Genomic DNA, 13799 nt, shown 5'->3' with positions numbered 1-13799 from the left:
GCAGCCGTGACCAGCCCCCACGGCGGCACCCGTCCGCCCGTCCTGCCCACCCTGCTCGGCCTCGGGCCGCGGGCCGAGCGCCGCCGCCGGGCGGGCCGCCGCCGTGCGTGAGCCGAACGGCCTCCCGTCAGGTGTTCGCGGTGCCGCTGCCGTTGCCGTTCGGGCCGCCAGGGAAGGCCGGCAGCCTGCCGCTGTAGTCGTCGATGCCCTTGACGATGGTGTCCATCACCGCGACGTCCGGCGCCTTGGCCGCGATGTCGAAGCCCAGGTGCACCGAGACCAGCGACTTGCCGTCGGCGGACGGGAAGACCACCGTCTGCACGTAGCCGTCGTTGCCCTTGGCCGCGTCCACCTTCCAGCGGACCAGGTAGCCGTCGCGGCCGTCCACCTTGACCGCCTCGGACTTCAGCTCCTCGTGCGAGACGATCTCGTTGTAGGAGTCCTTGGCGGCCTTCTCGATGTCGGCCTTGGCCGCCGCCTGCGCGTCGGTGCCGCCGCCCTCGATCCGGCCGGTGTTGGCGCCGCCGAGCGAGCAGCTGCCGCCGCCCTCGCACTCGTAGGAGCCGACGGAGAGCGCGGCGTAGCCGTCGCGGGTGGTGCCGCCCTCCCAGCCGGAGGGGACCGGCAGGACCAGCCGGTTCACCATGTCGACGGCCTTGTCGCTGCCGGGGACGGCACCCTTGCCGTTGCCGTCGCCCTTGCCCTGGCCGCCGTTGCCGCCGTTACCACCGGGGCCGTCGCCGCCGTTGCCGCCGTTGCCGCCCGGGCCGTTGCCGCCGGGGCCGCCGAAGCCCGGCAGGCCGAACCAGCCGCCGTCGCCCTCCGGCCGGACGGTGTCGCCCGAGTGCGCGGTGCGGTTCCGCTCGTCGTGGTCGTCCATCGCCAGGTAGGTGACGCCCGAGCCGACGCCCAGGCCGAGCACGGCCGCCACCGCCGCCGCGATCACCACCGCGGACGGCCTGCGCCGCCGCTTCGGGGCCGGCGGCACCGGCGAACCGTAGGCGGTGCCGAAGGGCGGCGGCTCCGGGAAGCGGGCCGACGGCCCGCCCTCCAGCACCTCCCCCTCCAGCACCCGGGGGCCGGCGGCCTCGTCCGGCCCCGGAGCACCGGCGGCCGGGGCCTGCGCCGGCGGTGCGTCCGAGGGTGCGGGCCGGGTGTCGGCCGTCCACCCCTTGCCGTCCCACCAGCGCTGCGGTCTCGGGTCGCTGGTGATGTCCTTCGGATCCGGGTACCACCCGGCGGGGATCTGCTCACTCACGACAAAGAATCTAAGGGCAGCCGGATAAGCGCGAAATCAGCTGGACCCCGGATTCCCGGCCTTTTCGATGAGATTACGGTGAGAAGGCGCGGCCGGGCCCCTCGGGCGCGCTACAGCGGGGTCACATAGGCCCCGGCGATGCCGCCGTCGACCAGGAACTCGCTCGCGGTGATGAAGGAGGAGTCGTCGCTGGCGAGGAAGGCCACCGCGGCGGCGATCTCCTCCGGACGGGCGAAGCGGCCGAGCGGGATGTGCACCAGCCGGCGGGCCGCGCGTTCCGGGTCCTTGGCGAACAGCTCGCGCAGCAGCGGGGTGTCCACCGGCCCCGGCGACAGCGCGTTGACCCGGATGCCCTCCCGGGCGAACTGCACGCCCAGCTCGCGGGACATCGCCAGCACGCCGCCCTTGGAGGCGGTGTAGGAGATCTGCGAGGTGGCGGCGCCCATCCGGGCGACGAAGCTCGCGGTGTTGACGATCGAGCCGCGCCCGTGGCGGCGCATGTACGGCAGCGCCGCCTTGCAGCAGAGGTAGACCGAGGTCAGGTTGACCTCCTGGACCCTGCGCCAGGCGTCCAGCTCGGTGGTGAGGATGGAATCGTCCTCCGGCGGCGAGATGCCGGCGTTGTTGAAGGCGACGTCCACGCTGCCGAAGGTCTCGTAGGCCTCGTCGAAGAGCGCCTCGACCATCGCCGGGTCGGTGACGTCGGTGTGCACGAACAGGCCGCCGACCTCCTCGGCGGCCGCCTTGCCGGTGGTCTCGTCGATGTCGGCGCAGACCACCTTCGCGCCCTCGGCGGCCAGCCGGCGGGCCGAGGCCAGGCCGATCCCGCTGCCCGCGCCGGTGATCACGGCCGTCCGGCCGACCAGCCGGCGGCAGACCGGCGCCGGGGGCTGCGCGGCCTTCTCGGACTTCTCGGACGCGCGGGGGTGGTGGGACTGGTGGGTCACCGGGTGCTCCTACTCCTCGGTCCGGATGAAAACGTTCTTGGTCTCGGTGAAGTGCGCCAGCGCCTCCGGCCCCAGCTCGCGGCCGACCCCGGACTCGCCGAAGCCGCCGAACGGCGTCCAGTACCGCACCGAGGCGTGCGAGTTGACCGACAGGTTGCCCGCCGCGACGCCCCGGGCCAGGCGCAGCGCCCGGCCCAGGTCGCGGGTCCAGATCGAGCCGGACAGGCCGTAGCGGGTGGCGTTGGCGAGCCGCAGCGCGTCCGCCTCGTCGGTGAACGGCAGGACGACCGCGACCGGGCCGAAGATCTCCTCGGTGACCGCCGGGACGTCCGCCGAGGTGGGCGCCAGCACCGTCGGCGGGTACCAGTGGCCCGGCCCGTCCGGCACCGCGCCGCGGGCCAGCACGGGCAGTTCGGGCGTCACGAACGACGCCACCCGGCGGACCTGCGCGGCCGAGATCAGCGGGCCGAGGTCGGTCCGCGGGTCGGCCGGGTCACCGGTGCGGATCCGCTCGACGGCGGGCAGCAGCAGCGCCAGGAAGTCGTCCCAGGCCTCGCGCTGGACCAGGATCCGGCTGCGGGCGCAGCAGTCCTGGCCGCTGTTGTCGAGGAAGGACATCGGGTCCGCGGCGCCTTCGAGGTCGGCGTCGGCGAAGACGATGTTGGGGCTCTTGCCGCCGAGTTCGAGGGTGACCCGCTTGGCCCGGGCCGCGCAGCGGGCGGCGACCTCCTTGCCGACCACGGTCGACCCGGTGAAGACGATCTCGCGCACCGCCGGGTGGTCGACCAGGGCCCGGCCGGTCACCGGACCGGCGCCCGGCACCACCTGGAACAGGCCCTCCGGAAGCCCTGCGGCGAGGGCGAGTTCGGCCAGTCGCAGCGCGGTGAGCGGGGTGGCCTCGGCGGGTTTGAGCAGGACGGCGTTGCCGGCGGCCAGCGCGGGGGCGAAGCCCCAGGCGGCGATCGGCATCGGGAAGTTCCACGGCGCGATCACCCCGACCACGCCGACCGGCTCGTGGAAGGTGACGTCCAGCCCTCCGGCGACCGGGATCTGCCGCCCGGTCAGTCGCTCCACGCCGCCGGCCGCGTACTCCAGCAGGTCGCGGACGTTGCCCGCCTCCCAGGTGGCGTTGCCGATGGTGTGGCCGGCCTCGGCGACCTCCAGCGCGGCGAGTTCGGGGACGTGCACCTCCACCTGGTCGGCGAAGCGGCGCAGCAGCCGGGCCCGTTCGCCGGGGGCGAGGGCGGCCCAGCCGCGCTGCGCCTCGACGGCGCGCCGCACGGCGGCGTCCAGCTGCCCGGGGGTGGTGTCGGGGACGGTGCCGAGGGCCTCACCGGTGGCGGGGTTGTGCAGGGTGCGGGCGGCGGGATGCGCCTGGGCGAGGGTGGTGGTCGTGTCGATGGTGCTCACATCCGCTCGAAGGATCGGTAGCGCTCCCAGTCGGTGATCGCGCTGTCGTAGGCGGCCTGTTCGACCCGGGCCATGTGCAGGTAGTGCTCGACGACGTCGTCCCCGAAGGCGGCGCGGGCGAGTTCGCTCGCGCCCCACAGGTCGGCGGCCTCGCGCAGCGAGCCGGGCACCCGGGCGTAGTCGTCGGCGGCGTAGGCGTTGCCGAGGCAGGGAACGGGCAGGTCCAGCTTCTGCTGGATGCCGTGCAGTCCGGCGGCGATCATGCCGGCCACCGCCAGGTACGGGTTGACGTCGCCGCCGGGCACCCGGTTCTCCATCCGCAGCCCGGCGCCGTTGCCGACCACCCGGTAGGCGCAGGTCCGATTGTCCCGGCCCCAGGCGACGGCGGTCGGGGCGAAGGAGCCGGGGCGGTAGCGCTTGTAGGAGTTGATGTTCGGCGCGTAGAGCAGGGTGAACTCGCGCAGCGCGGCCAGCTGTCCGGCCAGGAAGTGCCGCATGGTGTCGGTCATCCGGCCGTCCGCGGCGGCGAACGCCGGGGCGCCGACGGCGTCGCGCAGTGACAGGTGGATGTGGCAGCTGTTGCCCTCGCGCTGGTCGTACTTGGCCATGAAGGTGAGCGCGCAGCCGAGTTGGGCGGCGATCTCCTTGGCGCCGGTCTTGTAGACGCTGTGCTGGTCGCAGGTGGTGAGCGCGTCGGTGTAGCGGAAGGCGATCTCGTGCTGGCCGAGGTTGCACTCGCCCTTGGCGGACTCCACGACCAGGCCGGCGCCGGCCATCTCGGTGCGGATCCGGGAGAGCAGCGGTTCGACCCGGGCGGTGCCGAGCAGCGAGTAGTCGATGTTGTAGAGGCTGGCCGGGGTCAGGCCCCGGTAGCCGCCCTGCCAGGCCTGTTCGTAGGTGTCGCGGAAGACCAGGAACTCCAGTTCGGTGCCGATGTCGGCGGCCAGGCCGTGCTCGGCCAGCCGGGCGATCTGGCGCCGCAGCAGCTGGCGGGGCGCGGCGGCCACCGGGTGGCCGCCGCGGCCGGCCAGGTCGGCGGTGACCTGGGCGGTGCCGGGCTGCCAGGGGGTCAGGCGCAGGGTGGACAGGTCGGGGCGCATGGCGAAGTCGCCGTAGCCGGTCTCCCAGGAGGAGAGCGCGTAGCCGTCCACGGTGTTCAGCTCGACGTCGACGGCGAGCAGGTACTCGCAGGCCTCGGCGCCGTGCTCGGCGACCTCGTCCAGGAAGAAGCGGGCGGCGAAGCGCTTGCCCTGGAGGCGGCCCTGCATGTCGGTGAAGGCGAGGGCGACGGTGTGGACCTCGCCGGCGTCGACCAGGGTGCGCAGTTCGTCCAGGGTCAGCGGGGCGCGGCGCGGCGGGGTGCCGGAGGCACCGGGTGTGCCGGGGGTGGCGCCGGCTGTGGCCCCGGCGCCGCTGGGCGCGGTGGTGCGGTCGGACATGGCGGTCGCCCTCCTCCTCGATCACGCAGCGAGACCAAGCGGTCACAGCGAACCGTACGGCCTGTCGCGGAGGGCACGGAAGAGGGCGGGCGGGTGTGGCGCGCCGAGGTGCGAGGTTGACGAGGGATCGGGCGGTGCGGGAGGAGAATGCGCGCCATGGATCGCAGGCCTATTGTCGGCGTCAGCACCTATCTGGTGGACGCGAGTTGGAGCGACTGGCGGGATCGTCGGGTGGCCCTGGTGCCCGAGCGGTACACCGCGTACGTCCAGGATTCGGGCGGGATCGCGGTGCTGCTGCCGCCGGACGCCCCCGAGCGCGCGCCGGAGGTGCTGGCCCGGCTCGACGCCCTCGTCATCGCGGGCGGGCCGGACATCGACCCGGCCTACTACGGGCAGCCGCCGCACCCGCTGAGCGACATCGACGCGGTGGAGCGGGACGTCTGGGAGAGCGCGCTGCTGCGCTCGGCGCTGGCGGCCGGGATGCCGCTGCTGGGGATCTGCCGGGGCATGCAGGTGCTCAACGTGGTGTGCGGTGGCACCCTGATCCAGCACCTGCCGGACGTCGTCGAGGCGGACATGCACGGCGGCTCGCCCGGCCGGTACGCCAGGCACCTGGTGCGGCCGGTGCCGGGCACGCTGCTGGGCGGGCTGCTGCCGGAGCCGGAGCTGACCGTGCCGACCTTCCACCACCAGGCGGTGGACCGGCTGGGGACGGGGCTGCGGGTGAGCGCGCACGCGCCGGACGGGACGGTGGAGGCGGTGGAGGGGCCCGGGTTCACGCTCGGGGTGCAGTGGCATCCGGAGCAGGGTGACGACCTGCGGGTGATGCAGGCGCTGGTGCGGGCGGCGACGGCGGCGCGGTCGGTGCAGTTGGAGCCGGTGGAGGTGGGGTAGCCCGTCCCCGGGGACCGCTCAGGACAGCGGCAGCCCGGTGGCCGCGGCGATCACCCCCGCCGCGCCGGCGGCCAGCAGGGCGGGCACCACCCCGCGCCGCGCGCCGACCAGCCAGAGCAGCGCGCAGCCCAGCACGGCCCACTGCCAGCCGTGGCCGAGCGCGGCGGCGAGCGGCAGCGCCGAACCCGCGATGGCGCCGATCACCGCCGGGCCGGCGCCGGTGAGGAAGTCCTGCACCCGCCGGTCGGCGCGCAGCCGGTCGAAGTGCCGGGCGCCGAGGATCACGAGGAGGAAGGACGGCGCGAAGGCGACCGCCGCGGCGAGCAGCCCGCCGGCGATCCCGGCGGCCGCGTAGCCGACCACGGCGACGGTCTGCACGACCGGGCCGGGGGTGACCTGGCCGAGGGCGACGGCGTTGAGGAACTGTCCGTCGGTCATCCAGTGGTAGCGGTCGACGGCGTCGTCCTGCATCAGCGGGATGATCACGAACCCTCCGCCGTAGGAGAGCGCGCCCACCTTGAACGCCGTCCAGGCCACCGCGCCGAGCCCGCCGAGCGCGGGCAGTGCGACGGCGAGCGGCAGCGGGCCGCCGGGGGTGCGGCGGGGGCGTTCGAGGCCCGCTCCCCCGGGCTGCCTGCGGACGGCGATCTCGGCCAGCCCGGAGGCGATCAGCACCAGGACCAGCCAGGGGCCGGTCAGCACGGCCGCCAGCGCGCCGGCGAGCGCGTACCCGCCCCAGCGGACGCGGGCGGCGCGGGCCCGCCCGGCCCGGGTGAAGCTCGCGGGGAGCAGCGAGGTGGCCGCCTGCACGGCGACCGCCGGGACGGCCGCGCCCGCGCCGGCGGCCGCGCCGAGCACCCACGGCGGCGGGTCGCCGGCCAGAAACAGCACCGCGAGGGCGAGGATCAGCGCGAGCCCGGGCGCGATGAAGCAGGCTCCGCCGACCAGCGCGCCCGCGGTGCCGCGCAGCCGCCAGGCGGTGAGGATCGCGAGCTGGGTGGAGGCCGGTCCGGGCAGCAGGTTGGTCGCCGCGATGCCGTCCTCGAACTCCTCCGGCGAGAGCCACTTGCGCCGCTCCACGCAGAGCCGGCGCAGCAGCAGGATGTGCGCGGGCGGCCCGCCGAAGCCGGTGATGCCGATCCGGCCCCACTCGCGGGCGATCGTGCCCAGACTCACCCGTCCGGTCGCTTCCATGCGTGTCTCCCCTGTTCAGCGGCGGCGCGACAATACCGGACGGGGGTTACGGCTCGGCAATGACAACGGTCTCCAGTGCAGCCTTTGGATCTTCGTTGGATCTGCGGTTCACTTCGAGTGCGGGGCCGCCACACGGCCCGCCCCTGACCCCCGTGTCTTCATGCGTTCCAGGAGAGGACTTCGATGGCCGGCGAACACTCCCACCATGATCATGGGCATGACCACAAGCACGCCCACGGCGGCTCCGGTGGCCACGGCGGCCACTCGCACGGCGTCTCCGCCGACGCCGACCGCCGCTGGCTGGTGAGCGCGCTCGCGCTGATCGTGGTGTTCATGGCCGGCGAGGTGGTGGTCGGCTTCGCGGCCCAGTCGCTGGCGCTGATCTCGGACGCCGCGCACATGCTCACCGACGCCGCCTCGATCGTCCTCGCGCTGATCGCCATGCGGCTGTCCGCCCGCCCGGCGCGCGGCGGCTACACCTACGGCCTCAAGCGCGCCGAGATCCTCTCCGCGCAGGCCAACGGCGTGACGCTGCTGGTGCTCTCGGCCTGGCTCGGCTACGAGGCGATCAGCCGGCTGTTCGAGCCGCCGGAGGTCACCGGGTCGCTGGTGCTGGTGACCGCGCTGGTCGGTGTGGTCGTCAACCTCGCCGCCACCTGGTGCATGTCCAAGGCCAACCGCAGCTCGCTGAACGTCGAGGGCGCCTTCCAGCACGTCCTCACCGACCTCTACGCGTTCATCGCCACCGCCGTGGCCGGTGTGGTGATGGTGACCACCGGCTTCGCCCGGGCCGACTCGATCGCCTCCCTCGTCGTGGTCGCGCTGATGCTGAAGGCGGGCATCGGCCTGGTCCGCGACTCCGGGCGGATCTTCCTGGAGGCCGCGCCCGCCGGCGTCGACCCGGACGCGGTGGCCGACCGGCTGGTCGCCCAGCCGCTGGTCGAGGAGATCCACGACCTGCACATCTGGGAGATCACCTCCGGGCAGCCCGCGCTCTCCGCGCACATCCTGGTCACCCCGGGCGGCGACTGCCACGCGGTGCGGCGCGGGCTCCAGCGCCGGCTGGCCGAGGAGTACGGCATCACCCACAGCACCCTCCAGGTCGACCACGTCGGCGAGGACGAGGCCGGCGCGCTGCTGCAGATCGCCACGCCCGGCGACCTCACCCCCGAGCACTGCGCCGACGCCCACGGCCCCGTCCACCGCGCCGGGCCGCACGAGCACTGAGGGCCCGGCGTGTCCGCCCGGTACGGCATGATCGGAGGCGTGACCGCACCCCGCCTGATGCTGCTCGACTCCGCCAGTCTCTACTTCCGGGCCTACTTCGGCGTACCGGACACCCTGCGCTCGCCGCAGGGCGAGCCGGTCAACGCCGTCCGGGGCCTGCTGGACTTCATCGCCCGGCTGGTCCACGACCACCGGCCCGACCAGTTGGTCGCCTGCATGGACGCCGACTGGCGCCCCCAGTGGCGGGTGGACCTCATCCCCTCGTACAAGACCCACCGGGTCGCCGAGGCCGCCACCGACGGCGAGGAGGAGGTGCCGGACACCCTCGCCCCGCAGGTCCCGGTGATCGAGCAGGTGCTGGACGCGCTCGGCATCGCCCGGATCGGCTCCCCCGGCTACGAGGCGGACGACGTGATCGGCACGCTGACCGCGGGCGCCACCGGGCCGGTGCAGATCGTCACCGGCGACCGCGACCTGTTCCAGCTGGTCGACGACGCCCGCGCGATCACCGTGCTCTACCCCGTCAAGGGCATGGGCAACCTCCAGGTCACCGACGACGCGCTGCTGCGCGAGAAGTACGGCGTGAGCGGCGCCCAGTACGCCGACCTGGCCGCCCTGCGCGGCGACCCGAGCGACGGCCTGCCCGGCGTCAAGGGCATCGGCGAGAAGACGGCGGCCCAGCTGATCCACGAGTACGGCGACCTGGCCGGCATCCGCACCGCCGCCCAGGACATCGGCTCCGCGCTCACCCCCGCCCGGCGCCGCAACATCCTGGAGGCCTCGGCCTACCTGGACGTCGCGCCCACCGTGGTCCGGGTCGCCACCGACGCCCCGCTGCCCGACTTCGACCCCGCCCTGCCGGGCGAGCCGCTGGACCCGATGACCCTGGAGTCCCTCTCCGCCCGCTGGAACCTCGGCACCTCCCTGGACCGCGTCCTGGAGGCGCTCACCGCCCGCTGACACCACCCGCCCCCGGGGCCCGTCGCACACCACGCGACGGGCCCTCTTTGCTTTGCGTGGCCATGAGCTCTTGACCGCAATCTACTTTGCGATGCAAAGTAGAGCCACTGACACGACGTCACCAGGGGTGGACCATGGACACACTGCACCGGGGCGACCCGGCCGAACTGCTCGCCGCCACCGAGGGGTTGCGCGCCCGGGCCCGTATCCGCCTGCGCGGCTCGGGCGTCCCGCTGCTCGCCTTCGGGCTGCTGGCCCTGGCGGCGGTGCCGATCGCCCGGGAGGCCTACAACTTCCCGCCCGACGGACGCAGCATCACCTCGTATCCGTACTTCGCCTACTCGGAGCACATCGGCCTCTGCGTGCAGCACTCGCTCGACGGGCCGTGCCTGGAGGGCGAGTTCGACGGGGCCATCGCGCGCTTCGTCGGCTGGGGCGTCTGGTACGCCCTCCTCCCGCTGGCCTGGTTCGCCCTCGCCCGCTGGTACCGGAGGCGCGGGGAGACCCGCGGCATCGTCCCGCACCGCGGCGCCTGGCTCGCCACCGCGGCCGGCGCCGGCGTCCTGGTCGCCGCCGTCCCGCTCGTCCTCCTGCTGTTCGCCCGCCGGGTGCCGGACGGCCTCTCCTTCCTCGCGAACGACTACGCCTCGCCCTGGTACGTGGTCGGCATCGGCCTGCTCGTCCTCGGCCTCGCCGAGCGCAACCGGCTGGTCGCCGCCACCGGGCTCGTCCACACCGCGCTGCTCACCGCCTACCTCACGGGCCTCTGGGGCAGCGGCTGGCTGCCGTGGCTCGACCACTTCGACGGCTCCTGGGCCGACGGCCCCCGGCCGAAGGCCCTGCTGCTCGCCGTGGTCCTGCTCGCCACCGGACTGACCCAGTGGACCGCCGAGCGCCGCGCGTCCGCCGCATCCCGTACGGTCACCCCATGAGCGTCGCGGACGGCACCGAGGAGCAGCACCCGACCCTGGCCCTGGACGACACCGTCCACCAGCGGGTCCGGCTGGGCATCCTGGCCATCGCCCGCGAAGCCGAGAGCGTCGATTTCGCCTTCCTCAAGCAGGAATTGGGGCTCACTGACGGCAACCTCTCGCGCCACCTGAAGGTCCTGGAGGACTCCGGCCTGGTGGCGGTGAACAAGGGCTACGCCGGCCGCCGGCCCCGCACCTGGGTCACCCTCACCCCCGCCGGCGCCCAGGCCCTCGACCGCGAGCTGCGCGCCCTGCGCGCCCTCGTCCACCGGCTCGAAGCCGCCGCCCCGCAGGAGTAGGACGCCGGACCCGCCGGCCACCCGCTCCCGGCGGCCCGGGTTCCCGGCCGTCACCGCCGTGCGCGGACCCCGGGGGCCGGGCGTCGCGGGAGGCGACGCCCGGCGGGAGGGTCAGCCGACGGAGGAGTAAGCGATGATGCCGCGGCGCAGGCCGTCGACGGCCTTGCGGGCGGTCTTGCGCAGATCGGCGTCCTCGCCGGCGGCGTCCTGGATCTGGCCGAGGACGTCGATCAGCTGCTTCGTCCAGCGCACGAAGTCGCCGGCCGGCATGTCGGCGTCGCGCAGGACCTGGTCCAGCGAGTGGCCGAGCGCCCAGCGGTAGGCGGCCCAGGCGAAGCCCAGGTCCGGCTCGCGCTGGCCGACGCCCTCGGCGGTGTTGATCCGGTGCTGCTCCTCCAGGGCGTCGAGGTGGCCCCAGATCCGGACCATCTGGCCGAGCGCCTCCTTCGCCGCGCCCTCGGGCACCCGGGGGGCGGTGGCGTCGTCGGACTGGCGGGCCTCGTAGACCAGCGCCGAGGCGCAGGCGGCGAGTTCGGCGGCGGCGAGACCGCTCCAGACGCCCTCGCGGATGCACTCCGAGGCGAGCAGGTCGAGTTCGCCGTAGAGCCGGCCGAGCCGCTTGCCGTCCTCGGTGACGGTGTCGCCGCTGAGGTAGCCGAGGTCGGTGAGCAGGCCGCAGACCCGGTCGAAGGTGCGGGCGATGGTGTGCGTGCGGGAGCGCATCTTGCGTTCCAGCAGCTCGGTGTCGCGGTGCAGCCGGTGGTAGCGCTCGGACCAGCGGGCGTGGTCCTCGCGCTGGTCGCAGCCGTGGCACGGGTGCTGGCGCAGGGCGGTGCGCAGCCGGCTGATCTCGGGGTCGTCGGCGGCGGCCGCGCGCCCGCGCCGGAACCGCTCGGGCTCCAGGTGGCCGGCCTTGGTGCGCAGCGCGGAGGCGAGGTCGCGCCGGGACTGCGGGCTGCGCGGGTTGAAGGACTTGGGGATGCGCAGCCGCTCGATCGCGGCGACGGGGTGCGGGAAGTCGATCATCGCGAGCCGCTTGACCTGCCGCTCGGCGGTGAGCACCACGGGACGCGGCCCGTCCTGGTAGTCGGGGTGGCGCGGGCCGCCGCGCGGCGAGCGGTTGACCGGCGGCAGACCGGGGTCGAGGACGAGGGCGAGGCCGGCGAACTTGCCGGTCGGCACGTGGATGACGTCGCCGGGCCGGAGCTGCTCGATGGACTCGACGGCGGCGGCGCGGCGCTGGCTGCTGCCCTCGCGGGCGAGGTCGTTCTCCCGGTCCTTGAGCTGCCGGCGCAGCGCCATGTACTCCTCGAAGTCGCCGAGGTGGCAGGTCATGGACTCGCGGTAACCCTCCAGGCCCTCCTCGTTGCGCTGGACCTGGCGGGCGATGCCGACCACCGAGCGGTCGGCCTGGAACTGCGCGAAGGAGGTCTCCAGCAGTTCGCGCGAGCGGTGCCGGCCGAACTGGGAGACCAGGTTGACGGCCATGTTGTAGGACGGCCGGAACGAGGACTTGAGCGGGTAGGTGCGGGTACCGGCGAGGCCGGCCAGCGCCTCCGGGTCGAGGCCGCGCTGCCACAGGACCACGGCGTGGCCCTCGATGTCGATGCCGCGCCGTCCGGCCCGGCCGGTGAGCTGGGTGTACTCGCCGGGGGTGATGTCGGCGTGGGTCTCGCCGTTCCACTTGACGAGCTTCTCCATGACGACGGAGCGCGCCGGCATGTTGATGCCCAGGGCCAGGGTCTCGGTCGCGAAGACGGCCTTGACCAGACCCTTCACGAACAGCTCCTCGACGACCTCCTTGAACCGCGGCAGCATGCCGGCGTGGTGGGCGGCGATGCCGCGCTCCAGGCCGTCCAGCCACTCGAAGTAGCCGAGGACGTGCAGGTCCTCGTCGGGGATGTCGGCACAGCGCTCCTCGACGAGGGCGCGGACCTGGGCGCGGTCGGCGTCCTTGTTGAGGCGCAGGCCGGAGGAGAGGCACTGCTGGACGGCGGCCTCGCAGCCGGCCCGGCTGAAGATGAAGGTGATGGCGGGCAGCAGGCCCTCGGCGTCGAGCCGGTCGATGACGTCGACCCGGCCCGGGGTCCAGACCTTGCCGGGGCGGCCGTTGGGCATGGAGCGGCCGCGCCCGCGCCCGAAGCGGTCGCGCGGGTTGCGGTCGAGCTCGCCGCGGGCGAGGCGGACCAGCTCGGGGTTGACCGCCTTGCCGGGGTTGCGCAGGCTGCCCTTGGGGCGGCCGTCGCGGTCCGGGCTGGCGAACAGGTCGTACATCCGGTTGCCGGCCATCACGTGCTGCCAGAGCGGGACGGGCCGGTGCTCGGAGACGATGACCCGGGTGCCGCCGCGGACGGTGTCCAGCCAGTCGCCGAACTCCTCGGCGTTGGAGACGGTCGCGGAGAGCGAGACCAGCGTGACGGACTCGGGGAGGTGGATGATGACCTCCTCCCAGACGGCGCCGCGGAAGCGGTCGGCGAGGTAGTGGACCTCGTCCATGACCACGTAGCCGAGGCCGTCGAGGGTGCTGGAGCCCGCGTAGAGCATGTTGCGGAGCACCTCGGTGGTCATCACCACGACCGGGGCGTCGCCGTTGACGGTGTTGTCGCCGGTGAGCAGGCCGACCTTGGCGGCGCCGTAGCGCCGGACGAGGTCCCCGTACTTCTGGTTGGAGAGCGCCTTGATCGGCGTGGTGTAGAAGCACTTGCGCCCGCCCTGGAGGGCGAGGTGGACGGCGAACTCGCCGACGATGGTCTTGCCGGAGCCGGTGGGCGCGGCGACCAGGACGCCCTCGCCGGCCTCCAGGGCGCGGCAGGCCTCCAGCTGGAAGTCGTCCAGCGGGAAGTCGTAGAGCTGCTGGAAGCCGAACAGGGCGGTGGCCTGTTCCCTGGCCCGGCGGCGGGAGGCGGCGAAGGCCTCGGCCGGGCTGAGCTCCTGCTCGTCGGTGGGCTCCCGGCCGTCGGAGGGCTCGCGCTCAGGGGTGTTCATCGCCGTCCGGGGGTCGCGGGGGTCGTTGGTGTGATCTCGCATCTCAGCGAGAGGTTACCCGGCGGGGCTGACATCGATAGCACCGTTTTTCCCGGGCAAGGGATCGCTTCTCTCTCACATCCATAGTTGCAAATGTCTTCAAGCGGTCACCCGGCGACCAGCTTCGGACGACTCCGGTCATCCGCGGTGACACGCCGTGCGGCCTGCCTACATTC

Annotated in this window: 11 protein-coding genes; 5 read left to right on the top strand and 6 right to left on the bottom strand. The window is 73.9% G+C overall.

Annotated elements, in window-relative coordinates:
- Nucleotides 1–127: 127 nt before the first annotated feature.
- The 4 genes from ABT093_RS33660 to ABT093_RS33645 form a co-directional block, all read right to left on the bottom strand.
- Nucleotides 128–1258: a DUF2510 domain-containing protein gene (locus ABT093_RS33660; protein ID WP_350570824.1), complete on the bottom strand. Its 1131-nt coding sequence runs from the start codon at nucleotides 1256–1258 to the stop codon at nucleotides 128–130.
- A gap of 110 nt (nucleotides 1259–1368) precedes the next feature.
- Nucleotides 1369–2124 carry a 3-oxoacyl-ACP reductase gene (locus ABT093_RS33655; protein WP_350570833.1) on the bottom strand — a complete coding sequence of 252 codons (756 nt, stop codon included), beginning with the start codon at nucleotides 2122–2124 and terminating at the stop codon, nucleotides 1369–1371.
- Between the two features lie 90 nt (nucleotides 2125–2214).
- Nucleotides 2215–3606 carry an aldehyde dehydrogenase family protein gene (locus tag ABT093_RS33650; protein ID WP_350570831.1) on the bottom strand — a complete coding sequence of 464 codons (1392 nt, stop codon included), beginning with the start codon at nucleotides 3604–3606 and terminating at the stop codon, nucleotides 2215–2217.
- 5 nt (nucleotides 3607–3611) lie between these two features.
- Complete coding sequence (locus ABT093_RS33645) at nucleotides 3612–5054, bottom strand: glutamine synthetase family protein (protein ID WP_350570822.1); 1443 nt, start codon at nucleotides 5052–5054, stop codon at nucleotides 3612–3614.
- Between the two features lie 156 nt (nucleotides 5055–5210).
- Here ABT093_RS33645 and ABT093_RS33640 point away from each other — a divergent pair, with 156 nt between their 5' ends.
- A complete protein-coding gene (locus ABT093_RS33640) occupies nucleotides 5211–5948 on the top strand; it encodes a gamma-glutamyl-gamma-aminobutyrate hydrolase family protein (RefSeq protein ID WP_350570821.1) in 738 nt (245 codons plus the stop codon).
- A gap of 18 nt (nucleotides 5949–5966) precedes the next feature.
- Here ABT093_RS33640 and chrA read toward each other — a convergent pair whose 3' ends face one another.
- Complete coding sequence (gene chrA, locus ABT093_RS33635; RefSeq protein ID WP_350570819.1) at nucleotides 5967–7142, bottom strand: chromate efflux transporter; 1176 nt, start codon at nucleotides 7140–7142, stop codon at nucleotides 5967–5969.
- Nucleotides 7143–7325: 183 nt separating this feature from the next.
- Here chrA and ABT093_RS33630 point away from each other — a divergent pair, with 183 nt between their 5' ends.
- From ABT093_RS33630 to ABT093_RS33615, 4 genes are all read left to right on the top strand, one after another.
- The gene (locus tag ABT093_RS33630) at nucleotides 7326–8369 is read left to right on the top strand and encodes a cation diffusion facilitator family transporter (protein ID WP_350570817.1); all 1044 of its coding nucleotides are present in this window, start codon (nucleotides 7326–7328) and stop codon (nucleotides 8367–8369) included.
- A 57-nt stretch (nucleotides 8370–8426) separates the two neighbouring features.
- Entirely contained in the window at nucleotides 8427–9329 is a 903-nt protein-coding gene (locus ABT093_RS33625) for a 5'-3' exonuclease (protein WP_350570830.1), read from the top strand.
- Nucleotides 9330–9463: 134 nt separating this feature from the next.
- Nucleotides 9464–10261 (top strand): hypothetical protein, encoded by a 798-nt coding sequence (locus ABT093_RS33620; RefSeq protein ID WP_350570815.1) that lies wholly within the window; start codon nucleotides 9464–9466, stop codon nucleotides 10259–10261.
- Nucleotides 10258–10599: a winged helix-turn-helix domain-containing protein gene (locus ABT093_RS33615; RefSeq protein ID WP_350570814.1), complete on the top strand. Its 342-nt coding sequence runs from the start codon at nucleotides 10258–10260 to the stop codon at nucleotides 10597–10599. The genes ABT093_RS33620 and ABT093_RS33615 overlap by 4 nt, the downstream gene beginning before the upstream one ends.
- A gap of 111 nt (nucleotides 10600–10710) precedes the next feature.
- On the opposite strand, the gene ABT093_RS33610 is transcribed toward ABT093_RS33615, so the two are convergent.
- Entirely contained in the window at nucleotides 10711–13584 is a 2874-nt protein-coding gene (locus ABT093_RS33610; RefSeq protein WP_350570829.1) for a DEAD/DEAH box helicase, read from the bottom strand.
- Nucleotides 13585–13799 lie beyond the last annotated feature (215 nt).

This window comes from Kitasatospora sp. NPDC002551 (assembly GCF_040296005.1).
GTDB lineage: Bacteria > Actinomycetota > Actinomycetes > Streptomycetales > Streptomycetaceae > Kitasatospora.
Note: the sequence above shows the minus strand (reverse complement) of the source record. Positions and strands in the feature narration are given on the sequence as shown.